At 53.0% G+C, this 16,727-nt stretch carries 9 protein-coding genes and 2 pseudogenes; 5 read left to right on the top strand and 6 right to left on the bottom strand.

Going from position 1 to position 16,727, the window contains the following annotated elements:
* The first annotated feature begins 36 nt into the window (after nt 1-36).
* The 3 genes and pseudogenes from aceE (at nt 37) to lpdA (ending at nt 6,214) form a co-directional block, all read left to right on the top strand.
* The gene (gene aceE, locus KQP84_RS18400) at nt 37-2,703 is read left to right on the top strand and encodes a pyruvate dehydrogenase (acetyl-transferring), homodimeric type (RefSeq protein WP_215847614.1); all 2,667 of its coding nucleotides are present in this window, start codon (nt 37-39) and stop codon (nt 2,701-2,703) included.
* Between the two features lie 14 nt (nt 2,704-2,717).
* Nucleotides 2,718-4,615 (top strand): annotated as a pseudogene (gene aceF / locus KQP84_RS18395) (pyruvate dehydrogenase complex dihydrolipoyllysine-residue acetyltransferase).
* A gap of 159 nt (nt 4,616-4,774) precedes the next feature.
* Nucleotides 4,775-6,214 (top strand): dihydrolipoyl dehydrogenase, encoded by a 1,440-nt coding sequence (gene lpdA, locus KQP84_RS18390; protein ID WP_215848338.1) that lies wholly within the window; start codon nt 4,775-4,777, stop codon nt 6,212-6,214.
* 701 nt (nt 6,215-6,915) lie between these two features.
* Here the strand turns inward: lpdA and KQP84_RS18385 are convergent.
* On the bottom strand, nt 6,916-7,815 hold the full coding sequence (locus KQP84_RS18385) for a LysR family transcriptional regulator (RefSeq protein WP_215847613.1): 900 nt from the start codon (nt 7,813-7,815) through the stop codon (nt 6,916-6,918).
* A 98-nt stretch (nt 7,816-7,913) separates the two neighbouring features.
* On the opposite strand from KQP84_RS18385, the gene KQP84_RS18380 reads away from it, so the two are divergent.
* Both KQP84_RS18380 and acnB read left to right on the top strand, forming a co-directional pair.
* Nucleotides 7,914-8,909, top strand: coding sequence for an aldo/keto reductase (locus KQP84_RS18380; protein WP_215847612.1), 996 nt, complete (start codon nt 7,914-7,916; stop codon nt 8,907-8,909).
* A 238-nt stretch (nt 8,910-9,147) separates the two neighbouring features.
* The gene (acnB, locus tag KQP84_RS18375) at nt 9,148-11,745 is read left to right on the top strand and encodes a bifunctional aconitate hydratase 2/2-methylisocitrate dehydratase (protein WP_215847611.1); all 2,598 of its coding nucleotides are present in this window, start codon (nt 9,148-9,150) and stop codon (nt 11,743-11,745) included.
* 52 nt (nt 11,746-11,797) lie between these two features.
* Here acnB and KQP84_RS18370 read toward each other — a convergent pair whose 3' ends face one another.
* The 5 genes and pseudogenes from KQP84_RS18370 to KQP84_RS18350 form a co-directional block, all read right to left on the bottom strand.
* Entirely contained in the window at nt 11,798-13,093 is a 1,296-nt protein-coding gene (locus tag KQP84_RS18370) for an MmgE/PrpD family protein (protein ID WP_215847610.1), read from the bottom strand.
* Nucleotides 13,094-13,096: 3 nt separating this feature from the next.
* Nucleotides 13,097-13,861, bottom strand: coding sequence for an ABC transporter ATP-binding protein (locus tag KQP84_RS18365; protein ID WP_215847609.1), 765 nt, complete (start codon nt 13,859-13,861; stop codon nt 13,097-13,099).
* Entirely contained in the window at nt 13,858-14,724 is an 867-nt protein-coding gene (locus tag KQP84_RS18360; protein ID WP_215847608.1) for an ABC transporter ATP-binding protein, read from the bottom strand. Before KQP84_RS18360 ends, KQP84_RS18365 begins: the two co-directional genes overlap by 4 nt.
* Nucleotides 14,717-15,652 (bottom strand): ABC transporter permease, encoded by a 936-nt coding sequence (locus KQP84_RS18355; protein WP_215847607.1) that lies wholly within the window; start codon nt 15,650-15,652, stop codon nt 14,717-14,719. The genes KQP84_RS18360 and KQP84_RS18355 overlap by 8 nt, the downstream gene beginning before the upstream one ends.
* Nucleotides 15,649-16,721 (bottom strand): annotated as a pseudogene (locus KQP84_RS18350) (ABC transporter permease). Before KQP84_RS18350 ends, KQP84_RS18355 begins: the two are co-directional and overlap by 4 nt.
* Nucleotides 16,722-16,727: the final 6 nt, after the last annotated feature.

The following is a 16,727-nucleotide window of genomic DNA, read 5'->3' as shown; positions in this document are numbered from 1 at the left end:
TATTCAACGTATTAGACACAGATAAGGAACACACCCATGTCAGAACGTTTACACAATGACGTGGATCCGATCGAAACTCGTGACTGGCTACAGGCGATCGAATCGGTCATCCGTGAAGAAGGTGTAGAACGTGCGCAGTATCTGATTGATCAGGTACTGGGTGCAGCCCGCAAAGGCGGCGTGAAAGTTGCTGCAGGTTCCTCTGCAATCAGCAACTACATCAACTCTATTGCCGTTGAAGATGAACCGGATTATCCGGGGAATACCTCTCTTGAACGTCGTATCCGTTCCGCAATCCGCTGGAACGCTGTCATGTCGGTGCTACGTGCATCGAAGAAAGATCTGGAGCTGGGTGGCCACCTCTCTTCCTTCCAGTCTTCTGCAACCATTTATGAAGTGTGCTTTAACCACTTCTTCCGCGCGCGCAGTGACAAAGATGGCGGCGATCTGGTTTATTTCCAGGGTCACATTTCTCCAGGCATCTATGCGCGTGCGTTCCTCGAAGGTCGTCTGACCGAAGAGCAAATGAATAACTTCCGTCAGGAAGTGGATGGCAAAGGTTTGTCATCATATCCGCACCCGAAACTGATGCCAGAATTCTGGCAGTTCCCGACCGTTTCCATGGGCCTTGGTCCATTGACGGCAATTTATCAGGCTAAATTCCTGAAATATCTGGAACACCGTGGCCTGAAAGATACCTCAGCACAAACCGTTTACGCCTTCCTGGGTGATGGTGAGATGGATGAGCCAGAATCCAAAGGTGCGATCACTATCGCCACCCGTGAAAAACTGGATAACCTGGTCTTCATCATCAACTGTAACCTCCAGCGTCTGGATGGTCCGGTCACTGGTAACGGCAAGATCATCAATGAGCTGGAAGGCATCTTCGCTGGCGCAGGCTGGGAAGTGATCAAAGTGATCTGGGGCGGTCGTTGGGATGAGTTGCTGCGTAAAGATACCAGCGGCAAACTGATCCAACTGATGAACGAAACCGTTGATGGCGATTATCAGACCTTCAAATCACGTGACGGCGCTTACGTGCGTGAGCATTTCTTTGGTAAATATCCGGAAACAGCTGAGCTGGTTAAAGATCTGTCCGATGATGAAATCTGGGCATTGAACCGTGGCGGCCACGATCCGAAGAAAGTCTATGCAGCACTGAAAAAAGCGCAAGACACCAAAGGCAAACCGGTTCTGATTCTGGCGCACACCATCAAAGGTTATGGTATGGGCGACACCGCGGAAGGCAAGAACATTGCTCACCAGGTGAAGAAAATGAACATGGACGGCGTTCGCTATATCCGCGATCGCTTCAACGTGCCTGTTGCCGATGAAAAAATTGAAGAGCTGCCTTACGTCACCTTCGAAGAAGGTTCTGAAGAGCACACCTATCTGCACGCTCAGCGCCAGAAGTTAGGCGGTTATCTGCCTTCACGTCAGCCACAGTTTACTGAAAAACTGGAAATGCCTGCGTTGGAAGAGTTCGGTGCGCTGCTGGAAGAGCAGAACAAAGAGATCTCTACCACCATCGCCTTCGTGCGTGCCCTGAACGTGATGCTGAAGAACAAGTCGATCAAAGATCGTCTGGTTCCTATCCTTGCTGACGAAGCGCGTACCTTTGGTATGGAAGGTCTGTTCCGTCAGATTGGTATTTACAGCCCGAACGGTCAGCAATATACCCCGCAGGACCGTGAGCAGGTTGCTTACTATAAAGAAGACGAGAAAGGTCAAATTCTGCAGGAAGGGATCAACGAGCTGGGTGCAGGTTCATCCTGGCTGGCGGCGGCGACCTCTTACAGCACCAACAACTTGCCAATGATTCCGTTCTACATCTATTACTCGATGTTCGGTTTCCAACGTATTGGTGATTTGATGTGGCTGGCGGGCGACCAACAGGCGCGCGGCTTCCTGGTCGGCGGTACCTCCGGTCGTACCACGCTGAACGGCGAAGGTCTGCAGCATGAAGATGGTCACAGCCATATTCAGTCGCTGACTATCCCGAACTGTATTTCTTACGATCCGTCTTATGCCTACGAAGTGGCTGTCATCATGCAAGATGGCCTGAAACGTATGTATGGCGAAGCGCAGGAAAATATTTATTACTACATCACCACGCTGAACGAAAACTACCGCATGCCAGCGATGCCGCAAGGCGTTGAAGAAGGTATCCGTAAAGGTATCTACAAGCTGGAAACCGTAGAAGGCAGCAAAGGTAAAGTTCAGCTGTTGGGTTCAGGTTCAATCTTGCGTCATGTGCGTGAAGCTGCGCAGATCCTGGCGAAAGATTACGGCATCGGTTCTGACGTATTCAGCGTCACCTCGTTCACCGAACTGGCGCGTGATGGCCAGGATTGTGAGCGCTGGAACATGCTGCATCCGACCGAAGAAGCACGCGTTCCTTACATCGCTCAGGTAATGAGTGATGCGCCAGCGGTGGCGTCAACCGACTACATGAAACTGTTTGCCGAGCAGGTTCGCAGCTATGTCCCTGCTAGCGATTATCGCGTGCTGGGTACCGACGGCTTTGGTCGTTCGGATAGCCGTGAAAATCTGCGTCATCACTTCGAAGTTGATGCTTCTTATGTGGTGGTTGCGGCACTGGGCGAGCTGGCTAAACGTGGCGAAATCGATAAGAAAGTGGTAGCGGAAGCGATTACCAAGTTCAATATCGATGCCGATAAAGTTAACCCGCGTCTGGCTTAAGAGGTAAAAGAGTAATGGCTATCGAAATTAAGGTACCGGACATCGGGTCTGATGAAGTTGAAGTCACCGAGATTCTGGTCAAAGTTGGCGACAAGGTGGAAGCCGAGCAGTCGCTGATCACCGTGGAAGGCGACAAAGCTTCGATGGAAGTGCCTTCACCGCAGGCCGGCGTGGTTAAAGAGATTAAAATTTCTACCGGCGATAAAGTCGAAACGGGCTCTTTGATCATGATGTTTGACGCAGAAGGTGCAGCAGAAGCTGCGCCAGCGCCAGCGGAAGAGAAAAATCAGAGGCGGCGCCAGCGCCAGCCGCTGCTACTGCTACCGCGAGCAAAGACGTCAACGTCCCGGATATCGGCGGCGATGAAGTCGAAGTCACAGAGATTTTGGTGAAAGTCGGTGACAAAGTGGAAGCTGAACAATCACTGATTGTGGTTGAAGGCGACAAAGCCTCGATGGAAGTGCCGGCTCCGTTCGCTGGCACCGTGAAAGAGATCAAAATCTCTACCGGTGACAAAGTGAATACCGGTTCTCACATTATGGTGTTTGAAGCAGAAGGCGCAGCACCTGCGGCCGAAGCGAAGCCAGAAGTGAAAGAAGCAGCAGCAACGGCTCCTGCCGCCGCTGCGGGCGCCAAAGACGTCAACGTGCCGGATATCGGCGGCGATGAAGTCGAAGTGACCGAAGTTTTGGTGAAAGTCGGCGACAAAGTCGAAGCTGAGCAATCACTGATTGTGGTTGAAGGCGATAAGGCTTCGATGGAAGTGCCGGCACCGTTCGCCGGCACCGTGAAAGCGCTGAAAGTGTCGACGGGCGATAAAGTCAGCACCGGTTCACTGATCATGGAGTTCGAAGTTGAAGGTGCAGCACCGGCTGCGGCTCCAGCTCCAGCAGCGAAGCAAGAGACTGCGGCACCTGCCAAAACTGACGCTAAACCCGCTGCGGCACCGGCGAAAGCCGAAGCCAAAGGCGAGTTTGCAGAGAATGATGCTTACGTACATGCCACGCCGGTTATCCGTCGTCTGGCCCGTGAGTTCGGTGTTAACCTGGCGAAAGTGAAAGGCACCGGCCGTAAAGGTCGCATCCTGAAAGAAGACGTACAGTCTTACGTGAAAGATGCGGTTAAACGTGCGGAAGCAGCACCGACTGCAGCCAGCGGTGGCGGTTTGCCGGGCATGTTGCCATGGCCGAAAGTCGACTTCAGCAAGTTTGGCGAAATCGAAGAAGTCGAACTGGGTCGTATTCAGAAAATTTCTGGTGCGAACCTAAGTCGTAACTGGGTGATGATCCCTCACGTTACGCATTTCGATAAAACAGATATCACCGAGCTGGAAGCCTTCCGTAAGCAGCAGAACGCTGAAGCTGAGAAACGTAAACTGGATGTGAAATTCACGCCAGTAGTGTTCATCATGAAAGCGGTTGCCGCTGCTCTTGAGCAGATGCCACGCTTCAACAGCTCGCTGTCCGAAGATGCGCAGAAGCTGACGTTGAAGAAGTACATCAACATCGGTGTGGCAGTGGATACACCTAATGGCCTGGTTGTTCCGGTATTTAAAGACGTGAACAAGAAAGGCATCACCGAGCTGTCTCGTGAGTTGATGGCGATCTCGAAGAAAGCGCGCGATGGCAAGCTGACTGCGGGCGACATGCAGGGCGGATGCTTTACGATCTCCAGCCTTGGCGGTTTGGGTACGACTCACTTCGCGCCGATCGTTAACGCGCCAGAAGTGGCTATCCTTGGTGTCTCCAAGTCTGCCATGGAGCCGGTATGGAACGGTAAAGAGTTTGCGCCGCGTCTGATGATGCCAATCTCTCTTTCCTTCGATCACCGTGTCATTGACGGTGCTGATGGTGCACGTTTCATTACCATCGTTGGCAACCTGTTAGCAGATATTCGTCGTCTGGTGATGTAAGTACAAACAAGGCCGGCAGATGCCGGCCTTCTTGTAACATTCGTAGCACCGCGGTTGGCAGTTTGTTAACAATTCTGTAAACTCTTGCGGTGAAAGTCCCGGTGGAACAAGGGCATCATAAGAACGTCTGACCCGCCGGATATCAAATAAGAGGTCATGATGAGTACAGAGATTAAAACTCAAGTCGTGGTACTTGGGGCAGGTCCTGCAGGTTACTCTGCAGCCTTCCGTTGCGCTGATTTAGGTCTGGAAACCGTAATCGTTGAGCGTTACAGCACCCTCGGTGGTGTTTGTCTGAACGTAGGCTGTATCCCGTCAAAAGCGCTGCTGCACGTCGCCAAAGTGATCGACGAAGCCAAAGCTCTGGAAGAGCACGGTATCGTGTTTGGCCAGCCGCAAACTGACATCAACAAAATTCGTTCCTGGAAAGAGAAGGTTATCAACCAGTTGACTGGTGGCCTCGCGGGTATGGCGAAAGGCCGTAAAGTGAAAGTGGTTACTGGCCTCGGCAAATTTACAGGTGCCAACACGCTGGTGGTTGAAGGCGAAGGTGGATCAACCACCATTAACTTCGACAACGCCATTATCGCTGCGGGTTCACGTCCAATTGAACTGCCATTTATTCCTCATGAAGATCCCCGCGTATGGGATTCCACAGACGCGCTGGAGCTGAAAGAAGTGCCGAAACGTCTGCTGGTTATGGGCGGCGGTATTATCGGTCTGGAAATGGCGACCGTTTATAAAGCGCTGGGTTCAGAGATCGATGTGGTTGAAATGTTCGACCAGGTGATCCCGGCTGCCGATAAAGACGTAGTAAAAGTCTTTACCAAACGCATCAGCAAGAAATTCAACTTGATGCTGGAAACGAAAGTCACCGCTGTTGAAGCGAAAGATGACGGCATCTACGTTTCTATGGAAGGCAAAAAAGCTCCGGGCGAAGCGCAGCGTTATGATGCGGTGCTGGTTGCGATTGGTCGTGTGCCAAACGGTAAAGGTCTTGATGCGGGTAAAGCGGGCGTGGAAGTGGACGATCGTGGCTTCATCCGCGTTGACAAGCAAATGCGTACCAATGTGCCGCACATCTACGCTATCGGCGATATCGTCGGTCAGCCAATGCTGGCGCACAAAGGTGTGCACGAAGGTCACGTTGCCGCTGAAGTGATTTCTGGTCTGAAGCACTACTTTGATCCAAAAGTGATTCCATCAATTGCTTACACCGAGCCAGAAGTTGCCTGGGTGGGTCTGACCGAGAAAGAAGCGAAAGAGAAAGGCATTAGCTATGAAACGTCCACTTTCCCGTGGGCTGCTTCAGGTCGTGCTATCGCTTCTGACTGTGCAGACGGCATGACCAAGCTGATTTTCGACAAAGAAACGCACCGTGTGATTGGTGGTGCCGTTGTCGGGACTAACGGCGGCGAGCTGCTGGGCGAAATCGGCCTGGCGATTGAGATGGGCTGCGATGCGGAAGATATCGCATTGACTATCCATGCTCACCCAACGCTGCATGAATCCGTTGGTCTGGCGGCAGAAATCTTTGAAGGCAGCATCACCGATCTGCCAAACGCGAAAGCGAAAAGAAATAAGCGCCTGCGTAATTAATTAAGCGGCTCCGAAAGGAGCCGTTTTTTATTATGCATGCCTTTAAAAGTATTAAATTAAAAAATAAGGAAAATGGAATATTTATAACGGATAAAGGTCGATAAAGCTAATATTTACATTATCAGAAATGGCAGCGTGAACTCTGCACTTAACGAAGTGCTTACTGCTTTTTTCTTCATTAAGCACAGCCGAAACTTTGATGATCATTACGTTTAACCGTACCTCACATAAGGCGTAGCAACGCGCTAGCGTTAACCCTAAAAGTATTAGCCATAAATAATGAATAACCCCTATTGCGACTTCATAATAACGTCTCTTTTTTATGCAAGCGATATTATCAGTGGGGATTTCTCCTTCTCCCTAAGGCTGATAACTGAGGCAGGAAGCCTCAAGCGCCCAGCGGCTCTCGACTCACGTCTTATTTAATTTCTCTTTTTTATTCCCTTACGTGTGTTTTCTTATTGAATTTAAGTAAGTTAATGAGTGAGATTGTAATGCGATTCATAAAATTAAAAAGTTAAAGGTGGGTTTTTATCTGGCTTGATTTTTTAATGAGGCGAGTGTCGTTTGGCTTTGCGCAATGAAGGGTAGATTGATTTCTCTTTTAATGACGTCAAAGCAAGCCGTGTTCAATATGGCTCGCTTTTTATCGCTCAATTTTTTAATTTTAATGATTCATTTAAATGTAATTATTGATTGGCTCAATCCTTATTCTCTCGCAACCATTTAATGAAATGTCTTAGCGGCGTCGATAAATAACGACGGCTGGGATAATAGAGCCAGAACCCTTCTGCATAGCCAGTATATTCCGCGAGTACCTCCACTAACGTCCCTTCAGCCAGGCTTTGTTCCACGGTAGCCTGGTGCAAAAAGGCGATCCCTGCACCTGCCAGCGCCGCCTGCAAAATACGTTCGTTATTATCCAGGACCAGCGTGCCGCTGACAGAGACTTCCTGTTTCCGTCCCTCCGTCCAAAATTCCCAACGATAACGACGGCCGCTGGGAAAGCGGCGCTCAATACAGGGAAATTTCAGTAGGGCATCTGGCGTTTCCGGTGCGCCGTAGCGCGCAATATAAGCAGGGCTTGCCACCGCCAGCGCGCGCATTGGCGGGCCGAAAGGCAGGGCAATCATGTCCTGCGCCAGTACATCGCCGTAGCGAATACCCGCGTCATATCCAGCATCAATGATATCTACCAGCGCATCGTTGCTGTCGATCTCAAGCGTAATCTCAGGATAGCGCTGCACAAACGGCAAAATCAGCGAGTCGAAGAACAAGGCTTCTGCCGAGCGCGGCATATTGAGCTTTAGGGTTCCACGCGGATCGCTGCGCCAGTCATTGAGTTCATCCACCGCCTGGGACAAGTCGAGTAAAGCGGGTTGAATGCGCTGGAGAAAACGTTCGCCCGCTTCGGTCAGCGCCACATTACGTGTAGTGCGATTTAACAGCCGCACGTCCAGGCGCTGCTCAAAATTGCGCATGGCGTGACTGAGTGCAGAAGGCGTGACATTTCGCTCCTCTGCAGCCTTACGAAAGCTGCGGTGCTGAGCGATAGCAGCGAACATTTCAAGTTCCTGAAGCGTGGCGCGATGATGGGTCATTGCTGAGTTTTACTCACTAAATCGGCAAGATAAGCACAATTGTTGCCGTGATTGTTGAGGGTTATAACATTAACACTGAACACAACGAGGAGAGAACCATGCAACAACGTCAATTGGGCAATCAGGGATTACGCGTATCAGCATTGGGTTTAGGCTGCATGGGGATGACGTTCGCTTATGGCCAAAATGATGCGCAGCAGGCACTAAACACGCTTAATCGTGCATTCGATCTGGGCGTGGATTTTCTCGATACCGCTGAAGTGTACGGGCCTTTTACCAATGAGGAACTGATCGCGAAAGCGATTAAAGGTCGGCATGGTCAGGTAAAAATCGCCACAAAGTTTGGTTTCCGCATTAATGAAGAGGGCGAGGGCTGGCAGCGCGTCACGGGCGTAAACAGCGATCCGGCACATATCCGCCGCGCAGTAGAAGGATCGTTACAGCGTTTAGGGGTGGAAACCATTGAGCTTCTTTATCAGCATCGCCTCGATCCCAACGTGCCGATTGAAGAGGTGGTAGGTGTGATGGCGGCGTTAGTGAAGGAGGGCAAAGTTCGCTATCTCGGGCTGTCAGAAATCTCTGCAGCGACCTTGCATCGTGCGCATGCGGTACATCCCATCTCAGCGGTACAAAGTGAATATTCGTTATGGACGCGCGACCCGGAGCAGGGAATTTTAGCGGCCTGTCGTCAGTTAAACATCGGATTCGTGCCTTACAGCCCACTCGGACGCGGTTTCCTGACGGGCAAGCTAAGTCACACATTCGCGGAAGATGATTTCCGTCGCGGTTTACCGCGTTTTCAGCAACAGGCGCAGGAGCATAACCAAAAGTTAGTTAATCAACTCACTAAAATGGCACAAGGTTATGATATTACTGCGGCACAAATGGCATTGGCGTGGGTATTAGCAAAAGGTGAAGATATTGTACCGATTCCTGGCGCCAGTAAAATTCATCATCTGGAAGATAACTGTGCGGCAGTCAATGTCAGGATACAGGCGGCAGATGTAGCTCAACTCGATGCGCTCTTTGCCGCGCAGAACGTTCAGGGTGAACGCTATTCCCGCGCAGAAATGGGCTTGGTTGATAACCCATAATCTGCTCCTCATTAGTTAAAAAGCAGGTGCGTAATGCCCTGCTTTTTTCGTCTCAACGGCGTTTTCTAGCTAAATCTGCTACAGAAGTTAACAATGTTGCTTTTTTGTAAACAGATTAACAATCAGGCGAAATCCTGCTATGCTGCCCCACGCGGAACCGGGCACCTTACCCTACTCACGGAATGCTTTGTCATCGGGGTGCACCGGAAACCCATACAATGAGAGCGAGGAGAAAGTCGTGCTAGAAGAATACCGTAAGCACGTTGCCGAGCGTGCAGCCCAGGGAATCGTAGCTAAGCCTTTAGATGCTTCCCAGATGGCCGCGCTGGTTGAACTGCTGAAAAGCCCGCCTGCGGGTGAAGATGAATTTTTGATCGATCTTTTGGTCAACCGTGTTCCACCCGGCGTCGATGAAGCGGCGTATGTAAAAGCGGGATTCCTGGCGGCCATCGCCAAGGGCGAAGCAACCTCTCCTCTGGTATCCCCTGAAAAAGCGGTTGAACTGCTCGGCACCATGCAAGGCGGTTACAACATTCATCCGCTGATTGAAGCTCTTGATGATGCCAAACTGGCACCTATCTCTGCGAAGGCGCTTTCTCGCACGCTGCTGATGTTTGACAGCTTCTACGATGTAGAAGAGAAAGCCAAAGCGGGCAATGAATATGCCAAACAGGTGATGCAATCCTGGGCAGACGCCGAGTGGTATCTGTCTCGTCCAGAGTTAGCAGAAAAAATCACTGTTACGGTTTTCAAAGTAACCGGTGAAACCAACACGGATGACCTCTCTCCAGCGCCGGATGCGTGGTCACGTCCAGACATCCCATTGCATGCTTTAGCGATGCTGAAAAATGCCCGTGAAGGCATTGAGCCAGATGAAGCAGGCAGTGTCGGCCCGATCAAACAGATCGAAGCGCTGCAAGCCAAAGGCTTCCCGCTGGCGTACGTCGGTGATGTTGTCGGTACCGGTTCATCACGTAAATCTGCCACCAACTCGGTGCTGTGGTTTATGGGTGACGACATCCCGAACGTGCCAAACAAGAAAGGCGGCGGCGTGGTATTAGGCAGCAAAATTGCGCCAATCTTCTTTAACACCATGGAAGATGCCGGTGCACTGCCGATTGAAGTCGACGTTAGCGACCTGAACATGGGTGATGTTATTGACATCTATCCGTTCAAAGGCGAAGTCCGCAACCATGAAACCGGCGATCTGCTCGCTAACTTTGAGCTGAAAACCGAAGTTCTGATTGACGAAGTGCGCGCCGGTGGCCGTATTCCGCTGATCATCGGTCGCGGCTTGACCAGCAAAGCGCGTGAGTCACTGGGCTTGCCAATCAGCAATGTCTTCCGCCAGGCGAAAGATGTGGCAGAAAGCAGCCGCGGTTACTCGCTGGCACAGAAGATGGTGGGTCGTGCATGCGGCACCGTTGGCATTCGCCCAGGCGCCTATTGCGAACCAAAAATGACTTCCGTCGGTTCTCAGGACACTACCGGTCCAATGACCCGTGATGAACTGAAAGATTTGGCGTGTCTTGGCTTCTCCACCGATCTGGTGATGCAGTCGTTCTGTCACACTGCGGCATATCCAAAGCCGGTTGACGTGAACACGCACCATACGCTGCCAGACTTCATCATGAACCGTGGCGGTGTGTCACTGCGTCCAGGCGACGGCGTGATTCACTCATGGCTGAACCGCATGCTGCTGCCAGATACGGTCGGCACCGGCGGTGATTCTCACACCCGTTTCCCAATCGGTATCTCTTTCCCGGCGGGTTCTGGTCTGGTGGCGTTTGCTGCTGCAACGGGCGTGATGCCGCTCGACATGCCGGAATCGGTGTTGGTGCGCTTCAAAGGTAAGATGGAGCCGGGCATCACGTTGCGCGATCTGGTGCATGCGATTCCGCTTTACGCCATCAAGCAAGGTTTGCTGACCGTTGAGAAGAAAGGGAAGAAAAACATCTTCTCTGGCCGCATCCTGGAAATTGAAGGCTTGCCAGATCTGAAAGTTGAGCAGGCATTCGAACTGACCGATGCGTCAGCAGAACGTTCTGCCGCAGGCTGTACCATCAAGCTGGATCAGGCTCCGATCAAAGAGTACCTCAGCTCCAATATCGTGCTGCTGAAGTGGATGATTGCTGAAGGTTATGGCGATCGTCGTACGCTTGAGCGCCGTGTTGAAGGCATGCAGAAATGGTTGGACGATCCTCAGCTGCTTGAAGCTGATGCGGATGCAGAATATGCCGCCGTTATCGATATCGATCTGGCTGAGATCAAAGAGCCGATCCTGTGCGCACCGAACGATCCAGACGATGCTCGCTGGTTGTCTGACGTACAGGGCGAGAAGATCGATGAAGTCTTCATCGGTTCATGCATGACCAACATCGGTCACTTCCGCGCTGCCGGTAAACTGCTCGACAGTCACAAAGGCCAGTTGCCAACGCGTCTTTGGGTGGCTCCGCCAACCAAAATGGATGCCGCGCAGCTGACAGAAGAGGGCTATTACAGCGTCTTCGGTAAGAGCGGTGCACGTATCGAGATTCCAGGCTGTTCACTGTGTATGGGTAACCAGGCACGTGTAGCAGACGGCGCAACCGTGGTATCGACTTCAACCCGTAACTTCCCGAACCGTTTGGGAACCGGCGCGAATGTCTTCCTGGCGTCAGCGGAACTGGCTGCGGTCTCTTCTCTGTTAGGCAAGCTGCCTACGCCAGAAGAGTATCAGCAGTTCATGGCGCAGGTGGATAAGACTGCCACCGATACTTACCGCTACCTGAACTTCGATAAGCTGGATCAGTACACTGAGAAAGCCGACGGCGTGATTTTCCAGACCGCGGTTTAATCGTCAAGCGATAGCAACAAGGGGCGATAATTCGCCCCTTTTTCTTTTCTGTTTACGCCATCATTTCCCGTAAAAAATGCAGCGTAGTTTCCTGTTCCAGCGCAGACAAGCGAGAAAAAAGCCGTTCCCGATCGGCGAGTTCGCCACAGCAATCCAAAAATTTTGATCGCCGCTCCGCCTCACTAAAAGGTTCAGCTTGCGTTCCTTTGGCCTGATAACGTGAATGGATGATTTCTCGACCTTCTTTTAGCGTCAGCGTCAGTATATGCGGTAAATCACGCTGTTCTGCTTCCTGCTCTGGCGTCCAGGCGTCCATTTTTACCCGCAATAACAAGGGATTTTGTGCCTGATGCTTTACCGCCTCGGCAGTAAAATCGGCCACGCTTAATGCGCCTTGCTGTAACATCACCGCCACGCAATAGGGCATGGAAAAGCGTGCCTGCATCTCATCTTCTGGCTGTGTATAGGCGAGATTACGCCAGTTCGCAATGCCCACCTGACAATGTATCTGTTCAATATCATCCAACTGAAACTGCTGCTGCTGTTGCAGGTCGGCAATGGCGTCGAGAATGCGATGAGTAGAACCGCAGCAGGGATGTTTCTTTGGCATCACGCCGATGCTTTCAATTACATGCGGATCGCTGCTTTCCGGCAGCGTCGGCACCTGCAGCCTCCCATCGTAGAGTTCAGCAAACCCCATTGGGCATTCAATGATGTCCAGACGACCGCTGATACCGGTGCTTGCCAGCGTTGCGGCGTCAACGGCGTTACGTGCCGCCATCCCGGCATGGAAGGGTTTTAATGGCGTACCGAACTGGCCTTTTACACCGCTAGCGAGGCTAACGGCAATGCTCAGCGAACGCGCAATCGCCACCGCATCGTGACCCATCAACGCCGCCACGCCCGCCGCGCTGCCAATGCAACCAACGGTTGAGGTGCCGTGCCAGCCTGCGGTGTAATGACCATATCCCACCGCATCGCCGATAAATGCCTGCGCCTGCAAGCCAATTAAATAGGCTTTGATCAGCGCCGATCCGCTGCACTTTTCAGCCAGTGCCACCGCGAGCAGCGCTGGCACTAAAACGGCAGAAGCGTGGCTCATCCCCGGCGCGAAGTTGTCGTCAAAGTCGATTGCATGCGCTGCGGTCGCGTTAATCAGTGCATCGACCGCCACGCTGCGGGCATCGGCAGACCAGGCTTGTGCTACGGCGCGGGTAGAAAAATCGTCGCGCCCGGCAACCAGGCAGGCCAGCGTGTCGGTAATAGCCTCACGCGCCAGCTGCTGTGCGTGAGGCGAGAAGGCGGGCGGCTCGGCACACCAGCGCGCTAAAGTTTCGATCAACGTCATCAGTTATGCCTCGCTGGCAGCCAGAAACTGGCGCGTGTAAGGTTCATTAGCGGCACCGCGCCGTAACGTATCGGCGCTCAACTCTTCCAGCAGCTTGCCGTGATGCATAATGCCGACGCGTTGACACAAATGCGTCACTACCGCCAAATCGTGCGTCACCATCAGATAGGTTAATTGCCGCTGTTTTCGCATCACGCTGAGCAGGTTCAAAATTTCAGCCTGCACCGAGACATCCAGCGCCGAGGTCGGCTCATCCAGCAATAACACCGAAGGCTCAAGAATCAGCGCACGCGCAATCGCCACGCGCTGGCGTTGCCCACCCGAAAGCTGATGGGGATAGCGATAACGAAACGCATCTGACAGGCCCACTGCATTCAACACATCGCTGATGCGGGCTTCATGACGATCCATCCGATGCAGCTTCAAGGGTTCTCGCAGGCTGTTCCACACCATTTTACGCGGATGCAGCGAGGCATAAGGATCCTGAAATACCATCTGAACCTGACGATAAAATGCCTTATCGCGCAGCGGCTGCTGCTCACGGTTATTGAACAGGATATGACCTTGGTAATCGTGATTAAGGCCGGCGAGGGCACGCAAAATGGTGGATTTCCCACAACCCGATTCGCCGATCAGACCATAACAATCGCCATGCGCCAGCGTGATGCTGACGTCATCGACTACCTGACGATATTGCGCACCTTTACCGAATGCGATGCTGAGATTAACCGTTTCGATACTGCGTTCAGTGCCTGGAATCGGGGTCATAGGGCAACTCCATCACGGAAACGGGGGCCATGTAACCAGGCAGGATCACGCCTGGGCACGCGAAGCAATTCAACGGGATGATGCAGTCGCGGCTGGCTGGCCAGCAATGCCTGCGTGTAAGGATGCTGGGCGTGTTCCAGCCGATCAGCGCGAATCTCTTCAACAATGCGTCCGGCGTACATCACCAGCACGCGATCGCAGAAACGTGAAACCAGATTGAGATCGTGGGTAATGAACAACAAACCGGTCTGACGTCGTGACAGCTGCTCATCCAAAATATGCAGCACCTGCTGACGCACGGTAACGTCCAGCGCCGAGGTCGGTTCATCGGCAATAATCAAATCGGGTTCGGGGATCAGCATCATGGCAATCATCACGCGCTGTCCCATGCCGCCCGAAATTTCATGCGGGTAAAGCTGTGCGACTTTCTCCACTTCACGGATATGCACTGAAGCCAGCATTTCACGCGCCCGTGTCTGCGCTTCCTTTCGGCTCACGCGGCTGTGAATGCGCCAGGCTTCCGCCACCTGATCGCCAATGCGCATCAGCGGATTCAGAGAAAAACGCGGATCCTGCAAAATCATCGAAATGCGATTGCCACGAACCGTGCGCATTTTTCGCTCGCTGCTGTTGAGCAAATCAATGTCACCAAACTGCATTTTCGTCGCGCTTACCTGAGCGATTTTCGGGGTGAGTTTCAGCAGTGCGCGGCAGGTTTGTGATTTGCCGGAACCGGATTCGCCGACGATCGCGACTTTTTCACGCCCGACTTGAAAACTGACGTCGCGTACCGCGTGATGATCTTCATGCGCGCCTTTGAAAACGATATTGAGATTCTCTACCTTCAGCAGTTGATTACTCATGGCGAATATCCATTACGTCGCGCAGGCCATCACCCAACAAATTGAAAGCCAGACTGGTGAAAAGGATGGCTAAACCGGGAATGGCGGCGATCCAACCGTTGTTCAGCATGAACTCACGACCTGAAGCCAGCATCGCGCCCCATTCCGGGCTGGGGGCTTGTGCGCCCAGACCGAGAAAGCCCAGCCCGGCGGCAGTGAGAATGATCGCCGCCATATTGAGCGTGACGCGCACCACCACCGAAGGCAGGCACATTGGAATGATGTGACGTACGATGATGTGCCACGAAGACGCACCTTGTAGCCGCACCGCCGCAATGTAATCCATCTTGCGGATTGCCAGCGTCTCGGCGCGTGCCAGGCGAGCAATCGGCGGCCACGCGGAGAGAGAAATGGCGATGATGGCGTTTTCGATGCCGGGGCCGAGTGCAGCGACAAACGCCAGCGCCAGAATCAGGCTGGGAAAGGCGAGAAAGATATCAACTAATCGCATCAACACCGTATCGACCCAGCCGCCCAGATAACCTGCGGCGGTGCCAATCAGCAGGCCGAGCGGCGTGATGATCAGAGCGGTGAGTGCAGCGATATACAAGGTAATGCGTGCACCGTAGAGCAGGCGGCTAAAGATATCGCGTCCCAGCTCATCGGTGCCCAACCAGTGCTGGGCATTGGGCGCTTGCAGGCGAAACGCCAGGTTCTGCGCGAAGATATCCTGCGTGGCCAGCCACGGCGCAAACAGCGCTGCCGCGATAATCACCAGCAATACCAGCAAACCAAACAGCGCGGAGTGGTTGGCGCAAAAACGGCGCCACTGGATCCAGCCGAGCTGAACCTGCGCCTGCAACGGAGAGTGTGGAGCCGGATCGCTCAGCCAGGCACGCAGGCCGCTCTGAGGACGGACTCGCAGGGTTTTATGGGCAGAATCGGTCATTGATCCTCCTGACGGGTTCGCGGATCGAAGATGCGATACAGCAGATCGCAGAGAATATTCAGGCCAACAAAGATCGCACCAATCAGCAGCGTGCAGCCGACCACCGCGTTCATGTCTCCCGCCAGCAGTGCATTCGTCAGGTAGCGGCCAAAACCGGGCCAGGCAAACACCGTTTCGGTCAGCACTGCGCCCTCCAGCAGCCAGGCCCAGGATAGCGCCACCACAGTGAGCGTCGGCACGGCGATATTGCGGAAGGCGTGGATCCAGACACAGCGCGACCACGACAACCCCTTGACGCGTGCGGTGATGATGTACTCCTGCGACAGCTGCTCAATCATAAAGCTGCGCGTCATACGGCTGATGTAGGCCAGCGCGCTCAGGCCAAGAATCGAGGCGGGCAAAATGATGTGGCCGAACACATTTTTGAATACCGCCCAGTTGCCGCTTAATGCGCTGTCGATCAGCCAGAATCCGGTCACCGGTTGCAGGTCAAACTCATAGAGAAAATCGATGCGTCCGGGCCCGCCGATCCAGCCCAAAGTGGCATAAAACAGCAGTAATCCCATTAAACCGAGCCAGAAATGGGGTGTGGAATAGCTTAATAAGCCAACGAAACGGATGAGATGATCGAACCACGAATTACGGTACATTGCGGCATAAACCCCCGCCGGAATGCCGAGTCCAACACCCAGGATCGCCGCCACGGTGGCCAGCTCCAACGTGGCCGGAAACACGCGGGCAATGTCTTCAGCCACGGGATGGCTGGTGGTCAACGCGGTACCAAAGTTGAAATGCAGCAGCTGCCAGACGTAATCGATAAATTGCTGCCACAGCGGTTGATCCAGCCCTAACTGATGAAACATCTTGTCGTAGGCTTCCTGACTGGCGTTATCACCAATCACTGCAACGACCGGATCGATCGGCAGCAGTCGGCCAATAAAAAAGGTTAATGCGGCCAGTCCCAGCAGGGTAAAAGCGATTGAAATTAGCCCCGAAACAGGCGCCTGCAAAGGCGCCATAAGGGAGAGGGCGAGGTATTGATCGATGTGGGTGTGATCACCTGAGACATCTGTTA

Origin of the sequence: Candidatus Pantoea bituminis, from assembly GCF_018842675.1 — a bacterium.
GTDB lineage: Bacteria > Pseudomonadota > Gammaproteobacteria > Enterobacterales > Enterobacteriaceae > Pantoea > Pantoea phytostimulans.
The sequence above is the reverse complement of the archived record's forward strand: the minus strand, read 5'-3'. Positions and strand labels throughout refer to the sequence as shown.

What these genes read in the sequence shown, in the direction of transcription:
- KQP84_RS18385 (WP_215847613.1), bottom strand. Translation starts at nt 7,815, where the DNA reads ATGACCCATCATCGCGCCACGCTTCAGGAACTTGAAATGTTCGCTGCT.
- KQP84_RS18355 (WP_215847607.1), bottom strand. Translation starts at nt 15,652, where the DNA reads ATGACCGATTCTGCCCATAAAACCCTGCGAGTCCGTCCTCAGAGCGGC.
- KQP84_RS18370 (WP_215847610.1), bottom strand. Translation starts at nt 13,093, where the DNA reads ATGACGTTGATCGAAACTTTAGCGCGCTGGTGTGCCGAGCCGCCCGCC.
- aceE (WP_215847614.1), top strand. Translation starts at nt 37, where the DNA reads ATGTCAGAACGTTTACACAATGACGTGGATCCGATCGAAACTCGTGAC.
- KQP84_RS18365 (WP_215847609.1), bottom strand. Translation starts at nt 13,861, where the DNA reads ATGACCCCGATTCCAGGCACTGAACGCAGTATCGAAACGGTTAATCTC.
- lpdA (WP_215848338.1), top strand. Translation starts at nt 4,775, where the DNA reads ATGAGTACAGAGATTAAAACTCAAGTCGTGGTACTTGGGGCAGGTCCT.
- KQP84_RS18380 (WP_215847612.1), top strand. Translation starts at nt 7,914, where the DNA reads ATGCAACAACGTCAATTGGGCAATCAGGGATTACGCGTATCAGCATTG.
- KQP84_RS18360 (WP_215847608.1), bottom strand. Translation starts at nt 14,724, where the DNA reads ATGAGTAATCAACTGCTGAAGGTAGAGAATCTCAATATCGTTTTCAAA.